Raw genomic sequence first — 15684 nt, 5'->3', positions numbered from 1 at the left:
CCCCGCGCTGACTGCAGACCCCCTACGCCGACCCGCGCTCCACGAGCTCGATCGGAATCCACGTCTCCCGCTTGATCGCTTCCCCCTCGATCAACGCCAGCAGCGCCTTCACCATCTCGGCGCCCTTCTCCGAGGTGTGCAGGTCAACGGTCGTCAGCTGCGGCTTCGTGTCGGTCGAGAAGGAGTTGTTGTCGATCGTGCTCACGGCCACGTCACCCGGAACAGAGAGTCCGTGCTCCCGCAGAACCGACAGAGCGCCCGACGCCATCTGAGCCGAGGCGACGAACAGGCCGTCGAACGGGACTCCTCGTGCGAGCAGCCGCTCGGCCGCCGCCGCTCCGCTGGCCGGGGTGTAGTCGCCCTCGTCGACCAGCTCGAGACCGGGCGCCGAAGCAGAACCCCCCGCAAACCCCGCCGCCTCCAGCGTCGCGCGCCATCCCGCCAGACGGTCCCGCGCGGCCGTCGCACCGAGAGGCCCGGTGATCGTCGCTATGCGAGTGCGCCCCTGATCAATCAGGCGCTGCGTCGCGATCGCCGCCGCCGCGACGTTGTCGACATCGACCGTGTGCGCCTCGAACTCGAGGTCGTCGACGGGCCGCACTCCGAACACCACCGGCAGCGAGCGCGACAGCTCGAGATACGTGGCCGACGAGCTGTGGTGAGACAGCAGCAGGGCTCCGTCGACGCTTCCGCTCTGCAGAAAACGGTGCGTCTTCTCGGCGTCGGCCTCGCTCTCGATCAGCAGCGTGAGCGTGTAGTCGGTCGACGACGCGTACATGGCCGCGCCCTGAATCACCTCGGCGAAGTAGGGGTCGGCGAAGAACGCCGCCGTGCGCTCGGGGATCACCATCGCGATCATCTGGGTGCGCCGACGCGCCAGGTTGCGCGCGGCGCGGTTGGGAACGTAGTGCAGCTGCGCGATCGCAGCGTTCACCCGCATGACCGCCTGCTCGGTCACTCGCGGCGACCCATTGATCACCCGCGACGCCGTCGACTTCGACACCCCGGCCAGAGCAGCCACGCCCTCGAGGGTCGCCACCGGCGCAGCCCCCACCGGCGCACCAGCCCCCATCGGCGCAGCGCTCCCCACCGGCGCAGCACGCGCGACCGGCTCAACGCGGGGGATGTCGGTCGTCACGTGGGTGCCCTGCGATCTGTTGGTCGAGTTAGTCGTTCAGCGCGCACACGAGCGCTGGGATCACTTTATTTGGTGTTCCCTCAGGTTTCGCGCCACGCGCCCCACGCGCCCTACTCAGGAATCACGTGCGACCGGATGAGCCTCGACAGCCACCGCCCACTGTCTTTCACCGTGCGCTGCTGCGTCTCGTAATCCACGTGCACGATGCCGAACCGCTTGCTGTAGCCATAGCCCCACTCGAAGTTGTCGAGCAGCGACCACACCAGGTAGCCGCGCAGATCGACGCCGCGCGCGATCGCCCGGTGCGCCGCGGTGAAGTGCCGCCGCAGATAGTCGAGCCGCTCCACATCGTGCACCCGCACGCCGTGCACAGCGCCGTCGTTACCGCCCACGACCTCGTCGTCGAAAGCCGCGCCGTTCTCGGTAATCATCAGCGGCAGCGCGGGGAACTGCCCGGCCAGCGATACCAGCAGCTCCTCGAGACCGTCGGGGGCGATGTTCCAGCCCATGGCCGTGAACGGCCCATCCTGCGTGAGGAATTCGACGTCGCGGCTGCCCGGCCAGGGCGACCCACCGACATCCTTATGCCCGTCGGCGTTCTCGCGCGGCGAGACACCGTTCCACATGCGCACCCTCGCCGTGGAGTAGTAGTTGACGCCCAGAAAGTCGAGCGGCTGGTGAATGATCGCGGCGTCGCCGGCGTGAACGAACGACCAGTCGGTCACGTCGGCGGTGTCGGCGATGAGATCGGCAGGGTAGCCGCCCGCGAGCATCGGCCCGGTGAACGAACGGTTGGCAAGCGCATCGATACGCCGGATGGCCTGCGGCGAGGTGTCGTCGTCGCCGCGAAGAACATGGAAGTTCAGCGTGACGGAGATCTCTGCTCCCGGCACGACCTCGCGCAGCACCTGCACGGCCAGGCCGTGGGCGAGGTTGAGGTGATGCATGGCGGCGAGGGCATCGGCCCCCGACGTGCGGCCTGGCGCATGCGCACCCGAGCCGTAGCCGAGAAACGCGCTGCACCACGGCTCGTTCAGCGTGGTCCACACCTGCACCCGGTCGCCCAACTCGCTCGCAACAACACGGGCGTACTCGGCGAAGCGATACGCGGTCTCGCGGTTCGTCCACCCGCCCGCGTCTTCGAGCGCCTGCGGCAGATCCCAGTGATAGAGAGTGGCGATGGGCCGGATGCCTCGGTCGAGCAATCCGTCGACAAGACGCCCGTAGAACTCGAGCCCCGCCTGGTTGGCGTCGCCCGAGCCGAGCGGCTGGATGCGCGGCCACGCTATCGAGAATCGGTACGCCTCGAGCCCGAGATCGGCCATGAGATCGAGGTCGGACTCGAGCCGGTTGTAGTGGTCGTCGGCGATTTCGCCGGTGTCGCCGTTCACGATGGCGCCGGGCGTCGCGCTGAACGTGTCCCAGATCGAGGGGCCGCGCCCGTCGGCCGTGACCGCTCCCTCGATTTGATACGAGGCCGTGGCCGAGCCGATCACGAAGGCCGAATCGAAGACGAGGCCCGAGTCCCGGTAGTCGGGGTTCCCCTGCGGGCTCTCTCTCGTCGTGGGCCGGATGTCGATGGTCATGTCAGCCTTTCACTGCGCCTTGCATGATTCCCGCCACGAGTTGCCTGCCCGCGACGATGAACAGAATGAGAAGGGGAATCACCGAGAGCACGGCGCCTGCGAGCACCATGGAGTTGTCCGGAGTCTGCCCGCCGCTGGCGCTGAGCGCGGCGAGCGCGGTCTGCACGCTCGGATTGCGCGGGCCGAGCACGAGCAGCGGCCAGAGGAAGTCGGTCCAGGCGGCCATGAACGTGAACAGGGCGAGCACGGCCATCGCGGGTCTCGCGGCCGGAACCGCGACGTGCCAGAACGTCCCCCACATGCTCGCGCCATCCATTCGGGCGGCCTCGATGAGCTCGTCGGGAATGACGTCGACCAGGTACTGCCGCATGAAGAACACGCCGAAGGCGGTCACGAGCCCGGGAACGATCACGGCCTGCAGGGTGCCGATCCAGTGCCACTCGGCCATCAGCATAAAGAGCGGAATGATGCCCAGCTGTGTGGGAATGGCCATGGTCGCGATCACGGCGAGCAGCAGACCGTTGCTGGCACGGAAGCGCAGCTTGGCGAACGAGTAACCCGCCAGTGTCGAGAAGAACACCACCGAGACGGTGATGGCGCCCGAGATGATGATGCTGTTCGCCAGCGCCTGCCAGAACGGCACCGTCGCGAAGACCTCGGCGGCCTTGTCGAGAAAGTTCGGGCCGGGCACGATGGCCGGGGGCACGAGATTGGTATCGGACGACTGGCGGCTGCCGATGACGAACGACCACCAGAGCGGGAACGCGGAGCCCGCGAAGAAGGCGGCGAGCAGCGCGTACGTGAGCATGCCGGGGCGCTCATAGGCCTGCTTTCTGCGCGACCGGCGCTCGGCCTCGAGAAGCCGCGGTGTCGCATCCGGTTCTGTATTCGGCCTGCTGATGAGCGCGGTCATGACGCCGCTCCTTTCGCTCGCTGCGCGGCCGCGGGCCCGGATGCGATGGGCACGGGTTTCGCGTCGGCCGTGCGGATGGCGCGGGTGATGGCGAAGTTGATGATCCCGGCCAGGATGATGATGAGGAAGAGGATCCACGCGGTGGCGGATGCCCGGCCGAAGTCTCGGCGGGGGAAGGCCAGCTCGTAGAGGTAGAGCACGATCGTCTGGAACTGGCGGTCGCTGCCTCCGTTCGTGCGGCCGTCGAAGAGCTTCGGTTCGGTGAAGATCTGCAGCCCGCCGATGGTGGAGGTGATGACCACGAAGATGAGCGTCGGGCGGATCATGGGAACCGTGATCGACCAGAACCGTCTGATCTTGTTGGCGCCGTCGAGGGCCGCCGATTCGTAGACGTCGCGCGGAATCGCCTGCATGGCGGCGAGCAGAATGAGGGCGTTGTAGCCGGTCCAGCGCCAGTTGACCATGCTCGCGATCGCGAAGTGCGACGGCAGAACGTCGAAGGCCCAGCGGATGGGCTCGAGCCCGAACGCTTCGAGGAGCCCGGCGACGGGGCCGTGGTACTGGTTGAAGATCTGCGCGAAGATCACGGCGACGGCGACCGGGGCCACGATGTAGGGCAACAGGATGCTCATGCGCCAGAAGGTCTTGCCGCGCAGCGCCTGGTCGAGAAGGGCCGCAAGACCCGTGGCGATGACGAGCTGCGGGATGGCGGACAGCAGGAAGATGCTGATGGTGTTGCGGAACGCGTTCCAGAAGAACGGGTCGGTCAGCACTTCGACGTAGTTGCTGAGACCGACGAAGTCTCCCTGGCCCTTGAGCAGGTGCCAGTCGTAGAGCGAGACGTTGAGCGTGTAGGCGATCGGGAAGATGCCGATGAGCGCGAAGAGGATGAAGAACGGCGCTATATAGAGGTAGGGCGAGACCTTGTAGTCGAAGCGGGCGAGCTTCTGTTTGAAGGTCAGGTCGACACGAGCGGGTCGTGTCAGGGTGGAGCTGGTCATCTTTGAGCCAATCCGAAAGGCGACGCGGGGTGCAGGTGGTGGAGGGGGCGGCTCGACAGTCCCGCGATAGACGTGCGGTTCATCTGTCGGTCCTGTCGGTCTTGTCGAGCCGCCCCAGGGGTGAGCCGGAAAGCTAGCCGACGATCTGGTCGAGCAGCTTCAGGGCTTCCTTCCAGGCCGTCTCACCATCGGTGATCTCGCCCTGGCTCACTCGGTCGAAGACCGGACCGAACACGTTGTCCTGGATGTTCGAGTCCTCCGGTCCCTTGACCTGAGCGATGACACCCTCTGAACGGGCGGCGAAGATCTCGCCGATGGGGGCGTCGTTGAAGAACGCGCTCGTCGTGTCGGCGACGAGCTCCTGGCCCTCGACGGTGCTGGGGTAGGGGCCGGCCAGCTCGAACGATGCAGCCTGCTGCTCGGGTGCGGCGAGCCAGAGGGCCAGCTTCGCGGCCTCCTCCTTGTGCTCGCTCGACTCGGAGACGCCGAGGAAGGCGCCGCCCCAGTTGGCCGATCCGCCGGGAAGAACGTCGGCGAAGTCCCAGCCGCTGTCGGTCGTGCCCTCGTCGTAGTAGCCCTGCACGATGCCGAGCATCCAGCTCGGGCACATGTAGACGGCGTACTTGCCCTCCTTGGCCTCGGGGCCGACGTCCCACCCGGGGAGTCCGGCGCCGAGTCCGGCCTGCTCCGCCTCGACGATCTTCACGAACTGGTCTTTCAGAACGTCGTTGCCCTCGATGTTCAGGGTCTCGCCGTCTTTCTTGTAGTAGCCCTCCTCCTGCTGGTTCACGAAGGAGTTCCAGAAGAATCGGGGGCTGTGATAGAACGCCTTGCCGCTCTTGTCCTTGTACTCCTGGCCCACCTCGAAGAAGCGATCCCACGTGGCGTCTTCGCCGCCGAAGTAGTCGGCCACCGCAGTGCGCTCGCTCGGAAGGCCTGCGGCCTCGAACAGGTCGCCGCGGTAGCAGAGGCCCTGGGGGCCGATGTCGAGACCGGCGCCGATGACCCGGCCGTCGGCATCCGTGCCCTGCTTGTACTTCCAGTCGAGCCAGGTGTCTTTCTCGTCTTCGATGCCGTAGTCGCGCAGGTCGACGAACGAGTCGGAGACCTCGGCGATGGTGCCGAGCCAGCCCTCCTCGATGGCGACGATGTCACTGAGGCCCGTGCCGGCGGCGATCTTCGCGTAGGCGTCGTCGCGAGCCGCGCCGCCGCCCTCGAGGTTCGTCGCCTCGATGGTGACGTTGGGGTTCTCCTCCATGTACTTCTCGTAGTTGGCGTCGACGCCCATGGTGCCGAAGGTGGTGATCGACAGGGTGACCTTGCCGTCACCGCCGTCCGACGAACCGGATGCTGCGCATCCCGTTGCGAGTAAGGCCAGTGTTGCGACGCCGGCGACAGACGCGGCGATTCTTCGTCGTGAAGTTTTCACGGTCACTCCTTTGTGTGCGTGGATAGTGCCCGAGAGCGCTCTCATTTGTTGCCTTCAACCAACCGTGGAAGCGCTCCCATGGGTTTCGAGAAACACTAGGTCGGTGGTTCTCCAGAGTCAAGAGTTTTCGTGGAACCGCTCCCACGGATGTCGAAACGTGACCTTTGGGGGTGAATGAATGACAGGGCCACCTCTGCAAGACTCGATACGTGAGCAACGCAATCGAGGCAAGCAATCTGAGGTTGGCGATCGATGACGTTGCTCTTCTGGCGCCGACGTCGATTCGGCTTGCCGCGGGCGAAGCCCTCGCCGTCACCGGATCGAACGGCTCCGGCAAGACCACCTTGCTGCGCATACTCGCCGGGCTCGCTCGGCCGACCTCGGGGGCGGCGCGCATCCACGGGGCACCCGTCGACGAGCGCAGCCCCGCGTTTCGGCGCGTGGTCAGCGGGTCGATCGGGCGGCCTCCCGTGGCCCGCGACCTCACCCTCGAGGAGCACCTCGCCCTGGTCGCGGCGTCGTGGGGGTCGTCGGTGGGCGAGGCCCGAGAGCGTGCCGCCGCCGAGCTCGAGCGGTGGCAGTTGACCGCGCTTCGGCGCAGGTTTCCGCACGAGCTGTCGTCGGGGCAGTCGCAGCTGTTCGCGCTGGCGCTCGCGGTGGTGCGTCCGTATGAGGTGCTCGTGCTCGACGAGCCTGAGCAGCGCCTCGATCCCGACCGGCTCGGCATCGTGATCGAGGTTCTGCGAGAGGAGATCGCGGCGGGGCGCACCGTGGTGTTCGCGACGCACAGCGTTGTGCTGAGGGAGGCCATCGCGAGCCGGATTCTGCGGTTGGGCGGGGATGGGGTCGACGCGGGCTCCGACTCCTCGGGCTCCGACGCGTCGGGTTTCGACTCCTCTGGCTCCGACTCTGCAGACTCCTCCGACTCCTCCGACTCCTCCAACTCCTCGGGCTCCGACGCGTGAGTCGCGAGACCGCTCACGCGCTGCGGGCCGTGCGCGCCATCCGGCGTGCGCGCGGCGAGGGCAGCTCGCGCGGCGACGTGGTCTACGCCGTCTACGCGGGCGTGATGGTGGCGGCGATCGTGGGCGTGCCCATTGTGCGAGCCGTCGTTCTCTACTTGGCCGAGCCAGCGGCATTCGCTGTGCTCGTCGACGTGGGGCCGACCGTGAGCGGCACCGTCTTCGCGCTCGCGTGCGCCGCCTTCGTGGCGCTCGGCGGAGTTCGCGGACAGGCCCTGCTGTCACCGTTTCTCGTGTTTGCGGTGGCCGGCGGCGGGCATCCGCGTCGACGCACTCTGCTGCAGCCTGTCGTGCGAAGCGTGCTGCTGCTCGCGGTGGCGGCAGCGGCCATTGCGCTGCTGCCCGCGCTGGTGGTGGCGGGCGTGGGGGATGCCACGGTGGGCGGGGCGATCGCGTTCGCAGGGGCCGGCGCGCTGGTGGGCGTGGTGTGCGGTGGATGCTGGCTGCTCGGCCAGCGCGTGACGGCTGCGGTCCGCGCGTGGATCTTCGTCGGCGTGCTGGCGACATGGGCCGTGTGGGTGGTGGTGCCCGGGAGTGCGGGTGTGCTGCCGTGGGGGTGGTTCGCGTCGCTGTTTCCGTCGGGAGGGCCGGGAGCAGATCTGGCTGACGCGGCTGACGCGGCTCTCGGCTGGGCCGCGTTGGGCGGGCTCGGGGTTCTGGCTGCGGCGGCGCTCGCGGTCGTTCCGATGCTGCTCGACGGGCTCCGCGGGCCCGAGCTGCTGTCGCAGGCTCAGCGCTGGCAGACCGCCGGAACGCTCGCCTTCACGGGCGACCTCGCGATGGCAATGGGGGAGTTCCGGGCGGTGCCGCGGCGCGGACGCCGCCTCGCCGCGATCGGCGGTGGCGGGCTGGCGCTGATGTTCGCGCGGCGCGACCTGGTGGGCTCGCTGCGCACGCCGGCCCGCTTCGCTCTCGCGTGTGCCGGATGCGTCGGGTTCGGTCTGCTGATCACGGTCGCGGTGGGCGCATCCGGGCCCGGGGTGTGGATCGCGGCGTGCGCCGCGGCGATCGTGGGGTTCCTGGCGCTGGGAGTGTGGAGCGACGGGTTCCGGCACGTGGCCGAGGTGGCGTCGGCGCCTCCGCTGTACGGGGTGTCGACGCTGCGGCTGCTCGGGCTGCATGCGGCGCTGCCTGTTGTTGGGGGTGTGGTGTTCTCGGGGGTGGGGGTCGGCGTCGGGGGTGCGGTGTTGGGCGGTGGCGGTGTCGGGCCTAGCTGGTCGGCGCTCGTGGCTGCCGTGCTGTGCGTGCTGCTGCTCGTTCTGGTTCGCATGTACGACTCGGCGAAGGGGCCGTTGCCGCTGACGTTGATGGCTCCGGTGCCGACGCCGGCGGGGGATGCGTCGGCGCTGGTGGTGGCTGCGTGGCAGGCCGATGCGGTGATTCTTTCGGGGGTTGTTGTCGCAGTGACCGTGGTGAGCGTCGCCGGTGGAATTGTCGGCGGCGTCCTTGCAGCGGTGGGGCTCGGGGTCGTCGTCGGGTGGATGGCGCGGGCGCGGGTCCTGGCGGGGTGATCTCGAGACGCCGGCTCCTTCGTCGCGGGGCTGGCTAGCCTGTAGTCATGAGCGTGCTCTCGATCGGCTTGGTGGTTCTCTTCGTCGTGTTCGTTGTGCTCGCGGTAGGGGTCGGGCTCGGGATCTACTTTCTGGTGAAGGCATCCAATCGTCGCCAGGCTCAGGCGGCGGAGCAGCCGCCCGCACCCCCGAGCGAGGGCCCCGGAGGGACGCCGCGGATCTGAATCATCGGGTGCGGGTGATCTCGATCCGCGTGATTCGGCCGCTCGACTCATGAGATATTGAGCGTTTTTCGCTGCCTGCTTGACACTGGACATCTCTATACATAGATTCTTCTTGTCTACGTTTGTTCATACACAAGAAGGCAGCACTGATCAATGAAGATCGCAGTAGTCGGCAGCTATGGCGTCGGCCTCACGATGAGAGTTCCGCAGGCCCCCGGGCCCGGCGAGACGGTGGCCGGAGGCACATTCGACGAAGGCCCCGGAGGCAAGGGCTCGAACCAGGCCGTCGGCGCCGCACGCCTCGGAGCGCAGGTCTCGTTCCTCACAGCGGTCGGAGACGACGCCTTCGGGCAGACAGGTCGAGACCTCTGGATCGACGAGGGCGTCGACGCGTCGCACGTGATCACCGGCGGTCGCCCCACCATGGTGGGCTTCATCATCGTCGAACCATCTGGCGAGAACCGCATCGCCCTCGCGCCGGGTGCTCTCGACGAGCTCGACGCCTCTCACGTCGAGACGTTCGCCGACGAGATCGAGGCGGCCGACGTGCTCGTCGTCTCCATGGAGATCCCCGAGGCTGCCGTCGTCGAGGCCCTGCGCATCGGACGTCGGCGTGGCACGACGACGTTGCTCAACCCCGCTCCGGCCCGCCCCCTGCCCGACGACGTCTGGTCGATGATCGACGTGATCACCCCGAACCAGACCGAGGCGCCCGTGCTCCTCGGGCTTCCCGCCGACCATGGCCGCTCCGACGAGCAGCTCGTCCGCGAGCTGCAGGAACGCACCGGCGGCTGCGTCGTGCTCACCCGGGGAGGCGGTGGGTCGCTGCTCTGCGGCGCTGATCAGCAGCTGCATTCGATCCCCGCGCTGACGGTCGACCACGTCGTCGACACCACCGGAGCCGGCGATTCGTATACCGCAGCCTTCGCGGTGGCCCTGGCCCAGCGCATCCCGCTGGTCGACGCCGCGCACTACGCGGCGGCCGCCGGCGCGCACGCCGTCACGATCGCCGGCGTGATTCCGGCGCTCCCCACCCGCAACCAACTCCCGCCCCTGATTGGAAATCTCTGATGACCACCGCCACCGCGATGACGCGTCCGGCCTCTTCGTTCGATCCCCGCAGGCTGCTCAAACTGCGCGAGGCAGGGGTTTTCGCCGCCCTGATCCTGCTCTTCATCCTCGGAGTCGTGCTCTCGCCCAGCTTCGTGCAGCCCAGCAACCTGCTCTCTGTCGGGCAGCAGGTCGCACAGATCGGCATCATGGCCGTGGGCGCGACGTTCGTGATCATCAACGGGGAGATCGACCTCTCGGTCGGTTCGATCTACGCGCTCTCCGCGATCACCACCGGCATGGCCATCACGGCCGGAACACCCTGGCCCCTCGCCATCCTGCTCGGCGTCGTCGTCGCCGCGCTGGCCGGACTTCTGAACGGGCTCGCGGTCGTGCTGCTCGGGGTGCCCTCGTTCATCGTCACCCTGGGGAGCCTCAGCGTGTTCCGCGGCGCGACGCTGCTCATCTCGAACGGCGCACCGATCTCGCTCTCGAGCGAGCAGCCGGGCGTCGCCGAGTTCACCCTCATCGGCCAGGGTCGCCTCTTCGGCGTCATCCCCATGCAGCTCCTGATCTTCGCCGCCATCGCCGCCATCGGAATCGTGCTGCTCTCGCGAGCGCGCCTCGGATTCAACACCTACGCGGTCGGCGGAAACCAGGAGGCCGCCCGCCTCGTGGGCATCAACGTGAAGCGCGTGAAGCTCACCGCATTCATCCTCTCGGGCATCACAGCGGGCATCGCCGGGGTGCTCGGGCTCTCGTTCCTCTCGTATGTGCAGGGCGTCACGGGCACGGGCCTCGAACTCACCGTGATCTCGGCCGTGATCATCGGCGGCGCGGCCCTCTTCGGAGGCTCCGGAACGATGTGGGGAACCATCATCGGCGTCGTGTTCATCGGCCTGCTGCAGAACATCCTCAACATCAACGGCATCTCGAGCTTCTGGCAGACAGTCGTGACCGGATTCGTGATCGTCGCAGCGGTCGCCGCCGACACCTGGCAGCGCAGACGAAAGACGAAGGCCTGACGAGCCTTCACCCCACCCCCCCCAGAAAAACCCTGACAGCACCGGACATCAACAAAGGAGTACTCATGTCCCTCACCACCACAGCCCGGCGGCTTCTCGCCACGGGTGCGCTCGTGGCCGCAACCGCCCTCGCGGTCAGCGGATGCGGCGCCATCACCACCGGCAACGAGGCCGGGTCCTCCGACGGAGGATTCCAGCTCGCGTCCTACATCCAGGACCGCGTCGACAGCGGCGAGCCCATGCGCATCAAGCTCAGCTACCACGACCCCTCCCTCGCGTTCGCGACGCCCATCTCGAAGGGAATGGAGAAGGCCGGCGACGAGATGGATGCCGACGTGCAGCTCATCGGCCCGACCGGCGGCGACGCAGCCAAGCAGGTCTCCGAACTGCAGACGCTCATCCAGCAGAAGTCGATCGACGGCCTCGCCGTGTCGTCGGCCTCGAGCGACGCCCTCAAGCCCGTGATCGCCCAGGCCTACGACGCCGGAATCCCGATCATCTCGTTCAACACCGACAACCCCGACTCCAAGCAGATGGGTTTCGTCGGCCAGGATCTGAAGGGCTCCGGCAAGTCCGAGGCCGAGGAGCTGGTGAAGACGCTCGGTGACGGCGCGACCGGCAAGGTCGTGGTCTTCTCGCTCGACACGGGAGCCGGATGGTCGAACGACCGATTCAGCGGCTTCGAAGAGGGAATCAAGGCGTCCGGCCTCGAGGTCATGGGCCCGGTGAACGTCGGCAACGAGCCGAACGCCGCGTACAACACGGTCGAGTCGACCATGGCCGGTGCCGGAGACGTCGTGGCCATCGCGGGCCTCGACTGCTGCAGCACGACCGCCGCGGCCAAGTGGGTCGAGCAGTCGGGCAACACGGGCAAGATCACCATGGTCGGCTTCGACCTGCTGCCCCAGACCGCCGACTTCGTGAACAACGGCGTCGTCTCGTTCACCATCAGCCAGAACCCCGAGGAGCAGGGGTACCAGGCGGTGAAGGTGCTGGTCGATTTCCTGAAGGACAAGACGGCGATCAAGGGCGTCGACACCGGCGCCCAGTTCATCGACAAGTCGAACATCGCCGACGCGACGGTAGAGGGCTGATGACGATGCCTTCCCCGCTCGACAAGGCCGATGCCGCCGGCGACCAGGCCGACGTCGCCATCCGCATCCAGAACCTGAGCCGCAGCTTCGGCCCGGTGCGGGCGCTCGAAGACGTGAGCTTCGACGTGACCGCTGGCGAGACCACCGCGCTGCTCGGAGAGAACGGTGCCGGCAAATCGACACTGCTCAAGATCCTGGCCGGCCTTCAGCCCCCGAGCGGGGGAGGCGTCGTCGCCTTCGGCGAGAACGTCGACTCGTACGACCCGAACACGATGCTCACGAGGTACGGCATAGCGATCGTGCCGCAGGAACTCTCGCTGCTGCCCGATCGGAGCGTCGCCGAGAACATCCTGGCGGGTATCGAGCCCGGCAACCGCTGGTTCCCGTCACGGCGCCGGATGATCGCGCGAGCCCTGGATCTGTTGGCCGACCTCGATCTCGTGGTCGACCCCAACGCGCCTGTCAGGACTCTCGACCTGGCCACCCAGCAGCTCATCGTTGTGGCGCGATCGATCGCCCGGGAATGCCGCGTGCTGATCCTCGACGAGCCCACGGCGATGCTCACCCCGGCCGAGTCGGACCGACTGTTCGCCTTGATGGCGACGCTCAAACGGGCCGGCACGACCATGGTCTACGTCTCGCACCGGATGCCGGAGGTGTTCCTGCTCGCGGACCGCATCGAGGTTCTGCGCGACGGCCGTCATGTCGCCGGATGGAGACGCGACGAGGTCACCCCCGACCAGGCGGTCGCCGCCATGGTCGGGCGAGAACTCGGGCAGTTCACCTCGCGGGCCGAGCTCTCGGTCGCCCGTGCGAGCGATCGCGACGAATCGGCGCCCGCTCTCGCCCTGCGCGGACTCTCCGGCCGCCGTCACCACGGCGTCGACCTCGAGATCCGCCCCGGAGAGATCGTCGGCATCGCAGGGCTGCCCGACAGCGGACGCGTCGAACTGCTGCACAACATCTTCGGTGGAGACGCCGGAGGCGACGGAACCGTCGAGCTGCTCGGTCGGCCCTACGTGAACCGGAGCCCCATCGAGAGCGTGGAGCGGCGGCTCGGATTCGTTCCGGGGGAGCGGCGGGCCCAGGGATTGCTGACCTCAATGAGTGTGGCCGAGAACGTGGGCGTGCTCACGGTGAAGGCCCTCACCTCGGCCGGGCTGCTCAAGCGTCGGGCGTTCGATAAGCGCGCCACCGAACTCGCGCGAGGCTTCCGGGTCAAGACCGCCACCATGGACCAGCCGATCACGAACCTCTCGGGCGGCAACCAGCAGAAGGCCATGCTCGCCCGCTGGATCGCCATCGACCCCGCTGTGCTCATCCTCGACGAGCCCACCCGAGGCGTCGACGTGGGTGCGAAGGCCGAGATCTACGAACAGCTCTTCGCTCTCGCGGACCGCGGCGTGGCCATCATCTGCTCCTCGTCGGACCTGCCCGAACTGCTCACCATCACCGACCGGATCGCCGTCATGTCGGAGGGGCGCGTCGTCGACATCGTGGCGACCAAGACGGCCACCGAGGAGTCGATCATGACCTCGGCGACCGGAGCCGTGACCCATACGGGAACGCTCGCCTGAGCATCCGGACCTCACCCGCTCGACCATCTCGAAAGGACAACCATGAAGCGCACAGGTATTCTGAACGCCCAGCTGAGCGGCGCACTCGCGACCCTCGGCCACACCGATCTCATTCTCGTCGTCGACGCCGGCTTCCCCATTCCGCGTGACGCCCAGCGCGTCGACCTGGCCATCGCGCAGAACCTGCCAGACCTGCGCACCGTCATCTCGCTCATTGCCGACGAGATCATCGTCGAGGGCGTCGTGCGTGCCGACGACGTGACCAGCAACAATCCGAACCTCGACGAGTGGCTGCTCGACCGGTTCGCCGACGCCGAGTTCAGCACTCGAACCCACGCCGACATGCTCGGCGAACTCGCCCGCCAGGCGAAGGTCATCGTGCGAACGGGCGCCTTCGAACCGTGGGGGAACATCGGCCTGTTCTGCGGCGTCGACGTGCCGCAGTGGTTCGGCGGAGAGGGCGTCATCGCGCCCGACTACTACGCATCCAAACTCTGATTCACCACCTCAAAAGAAAGCGAAACTCACCATGACCGACACGACCATCGCTCTGCAAGAGCTCTCTCCTGCGCAGCTCGCCCCCTTCATCCAGCACACGAAGATCGAGTTGGGCAGCACGCGCGACGAGATGATCGCCCACGCCCGCGAGACCGCCGAGCACGGGTTCAACGCGGCCATGGTGCCGGCATCCTGGGTGCCGCTCGTCGCCGCGGAACTGAAGGGCACGGGCATCGAGATCGCCTCGGCCCTCGACTTCCCGACCGTCGGCGTGATGACGAGCGCTGGCAAGGCGGCCGAGGCCGCGGAGATCGCCCGCCTCGGCGCCACCCAGCTCGACATCGGCGTGCAGGTCGGCTGGCTCAAGAGCGGGATGTTCGACGAGTTCCGCGAAGACATCGCGGGCGTCGTGCGCGCATCCGGCCTGCCCGTGAAGGTCATGCTCGAGCTGCCCCTGCTGACGGACTCCGAGAAGGAGGCCGCCGTCGAGCTCGCCATGGAGGCCGGTGCCGCCTACCTGAAGAACGCGTCGAGCGGCGCCGTCGAGGTGGCGAACCCCGACAGCGTGCGGTTCCTCGTCGAGCGCGCCCGCCCCGGTGTTCTGGTCAAGGCGTCGGGATCGATCAAGAGCTACCCGCAGGCCCTCTCGCTGCTGCAGGCAGGCGCCGTGCTGCTCGGCACGAGCGCGGGAATCTCGATCATCTCGGACACGGGCGACGACGCCACCGTCAGCTACTAGCCCACGACACCCTCCCGGTCCGGATGCGCGAAACGCTCCGGGCCGGGAGACTGGGAGACCACGGCAGGAGTGGCAATGACCAGCACGAACAGCACGGCCGGGGAGACCGCCATCAACAGGCAGGCCCCGGTGGCTATCCACGCGCAGATCTCGGAGCGGATCCGCACGCGGATCGCGACCGGCGAGTGGCCCGCGCACTACCGGCTCAAGAGCGAGCCCGAGCTGGCATCCGACCTCGGAGTGAGCCGCGGAACGGTGCGTCGAGCGCTGGCGACGCTCATCCACGAGGGCCTTCTTCGGCAGGTTCGAGGGCGCGGAACGTTCGTGACCTCGATGACCTTCGAGCCGTCGATCGCCCAGCGGCTGAGCACCCTGTCGGAGGACTTCTCAGACCAGGGCGTCATCTTCGACACCTCGGTGATCTCCCACGCCGTGATCGAGCCGCCGAAGCCCGTCGCGGCCCTGCTCGACCTGCCGGCATCCGGTCGTGTGCTGAGCCTCGTGCGGCTGAGGTCGATGGCCGACGCGCCCGTCACCTACCTCACGAACTACGTGCGCGCCGATGTCGTGCCCGGCATCGACGACTTCGACTTCTCTATCGTCAGCCTGTTCGGCACGCTCGAGGGCCACTACGGCCTGAAGATCGGAACGGCGCGGCGCACCTTCAGCGCCGAGGCCGCCGATGCCGAGGTCGCGTCGGCGCTCGACATCGCCGTGGGTGCGCCGGTGCAGTACATGCAGCAGGTCACGTACTTGTCAGACGGCCGACCGATCGAGTACTCCGACGTGTGGATCCAGAGCGAGAAGCTGAAGGTGACCTCGCTGCTGTCGCGCCGGTAGGCGTTGCTTATGCAGGAGGAGAGCGCGGCCGCGTGGA

General features: G+C 67.6%; 15 protein-coding genes. 10 read left to right on the top strand and 5 right to left on the bottom strand.

Annotated elements, in window-relative coordinates; translation table 11 throughout:
* Positions 1-22: 22 nt before the first annotated feature.
* The 5 genes from ASF06_RS09175 to ASF06_RS09155 all read right to left on the bottom strand — a co-directional run bounded on the left by ASF06_RS09175 (position 23) and on the right by ASF06_RS09155 (position 6067).
* The gene (locus ASF06_RS09175; protein WP_235500956.1) at positions 23-1138 is read right to left on the bottom strand and encodes a LacI family DNA-binding transcriptional regulator; all 1116 of its coding nucleotides are present in this window, start codon (positions 1136-1138) and stop codon (positions 23-25) included.
* A 110-nt stretch (positions 1139-1248) separates the two neighbouring features.
* Positions 1249-2724, bottom strand: coding sequence for a GH1 family beta-glucosidase (locus tag ASF06_RS09170; protein ID WP_055945753.1), 1476 nt, complete (start codon positions 2722-2724; stop codon positions 1249-1251).
* A 1-nt stretch (position 2725) separates the two neighbouring features.
* On the bottom strand, positions 2726-3637 hold the full coding sequence (locus ASF06_RS09165; RefSeq protein ID WP_055946423.1) for a carbohydrate ABC transporter permease: 912 nt from the start codon (positions 3635-3637) through the stop codon (positions 2726-2728).
* Entirely contained in the window at positions 3634-4638 is a 1005-nt protein-coding gene (locus ASF06_RS09160; RefSeq protein WP_082500806.1) for a carbohydrate ABC transporter permease, read from the bottom strand. The genes ASF06_RS09165 and ASF06_RS09160 overlap by 4 nt, the downstream gene beginning before the upstream one ends.
* Positions 4639-4771: 133 nt before the next feature.
* Positions 4772-6067: an ABC transporter substrate-binding protein gene (locus ASF06_RS09155; RefSeq protein ID WP_055946420.1), complete on the bottom strand. Its 1296-nt coding sequence runs from the start codon at positions 6065-6067 to the stop codon at positions 4772-4774.
* A 209-nt stretch (positions 6068-6276) separates the two neighbouring features.
* Here ASF06_RS09155 and ASF06_RS09150 point away from each other — a divergent pair, with 209 nt between their 5' ends.
* From ASF06_RS09150 to ASF06_RS09110, 10 genes are all read left to right on the top strand, one after another.
* Positions 6277-7032: an ABC transporter ATP-binding protein gene (locus ASF06_RS09150; protein WP_082500805.1), complete on the top strand. Its 756-nt coding sequence runs from the start codon at positions 6277-6279 to the stop codon at positions 7030-7032.
* Entirely contained in the window at positions 7029-8600 is a 1572-nt protein-coding gene (locus tag ASF06_RS09145; RefSeq protein ID WP_055945752.1) for a hypothetical protein, read from the top strand. The genes ASF06_RS09150 and ASF06_RS09145 overlap by 4 nt, the downstream gene beginning before the upstream one ends.
* Before the next feature lie 47 nt (positions 8601-8647).
* A complete protein-coding gene (locus tag ASF06_RS19475; protein ID WP_157439125.1) occupies positions 8648-8824 on the top strand; it encodes a hypothetical protein in 177 nt (58 codons plus the stop codon).
* Between the two features lie 153 nt (positions 8825-8977).
* On the top strand, positions 8978-9895 hold the full coding sequence (locus tag ASF06_RS09140; protein ID WP_055945750.1) for a ribokinase: 918 nt from the start codon (positions 8978-8980) through the stop codon (positions 9893-9895).
* Positions 9895-10899 (top strand): ABC transporter permease, encoded by a 1005-nt coding sequence (locus ASF06_RS09135; protein ID WP_055925916.1) that lies wholly within the window; start codon positions 9895-9897, stop codon positions 10897-10899. The genes ASF06_RS09140 and ASF06_RS09135 overlap by 1 nt, the downstream gene beginning before the upstream one ends.
* Before the next feature lie 65 nt (positions 10900-10964).
* On the top strand, positions 10965-11993 hold the full coding sequence (locus ASF06_RS09130) for a sugar ABC transporter substrate-binding protein (protein ID WP_055945747.1): 1029 nt from the start codon (positions 10965-10967) through the stop codon (positions 11991-11993).
* Positions 11993-13570, top strand: coding sequence for a sugar ABC transporter ATP-binding protein (locus tag ASF06_RS09125; RefSeq protein WP_055945745.1), 1578 nt, complete (start codon positions 11993-11995; stop codon positions 13568-13570). The genes ASF06_RS09130 and ASF06_RS09125 overlap by 1 nt, the downstream gene beginning before the upstream one ends.
* 42 nt (positions 13571-13612) lie before the next feature.
* Positions 13613-14068: a D-ribose pyranase gene (gene rbsD, locus ASF06_RS09120; protein WP_055945744.1), complete on the top strand. Its 456-nt coding sequence runs from the start codon at positions 13613-13615 to the stop codon at positions 14066-14068.
* 31 nt (positions 14069-14099) lie between these two features.
* Positions 14100-14807, top strand: coding sequence for a deoxyribose-phosphate aldolase (deoC, locus tag ASF06_RS09115; protein ID WP_055945742.1), 708 nt, complete (start codon positions 14100-14102; stop codon positions 14805-14807).
* Positions 14808-14882: 75 nt separating this feature from the next.
* Positions 14883-15647, top strand: coding sequence for a GntR family transcriptional regulator (locus ASF06_RS09110; protein ID WP_055779366.1), 765 nt, complete (start codon positions 14883-14885; stop codon positions 15645-15647).
* Positions 15648-15684 lie beyond the last annotated feature (37 nt).

The sequence above is a fragment of the Agreia sp. Leaf244 genome (assembly GCF_001422695.1).
In the GTDB taxonomy this organism is placed as follows: Bacteria; Actinomycetota; Actinomycetes; order Actinomycetales; family Microbacteriaceae; genus Agreia.
The sequence above is the reverse complement of the archived record's forward strand: the minus strand, read 5'-3'. Positions and strand labels throughout refer to the sequence as shown.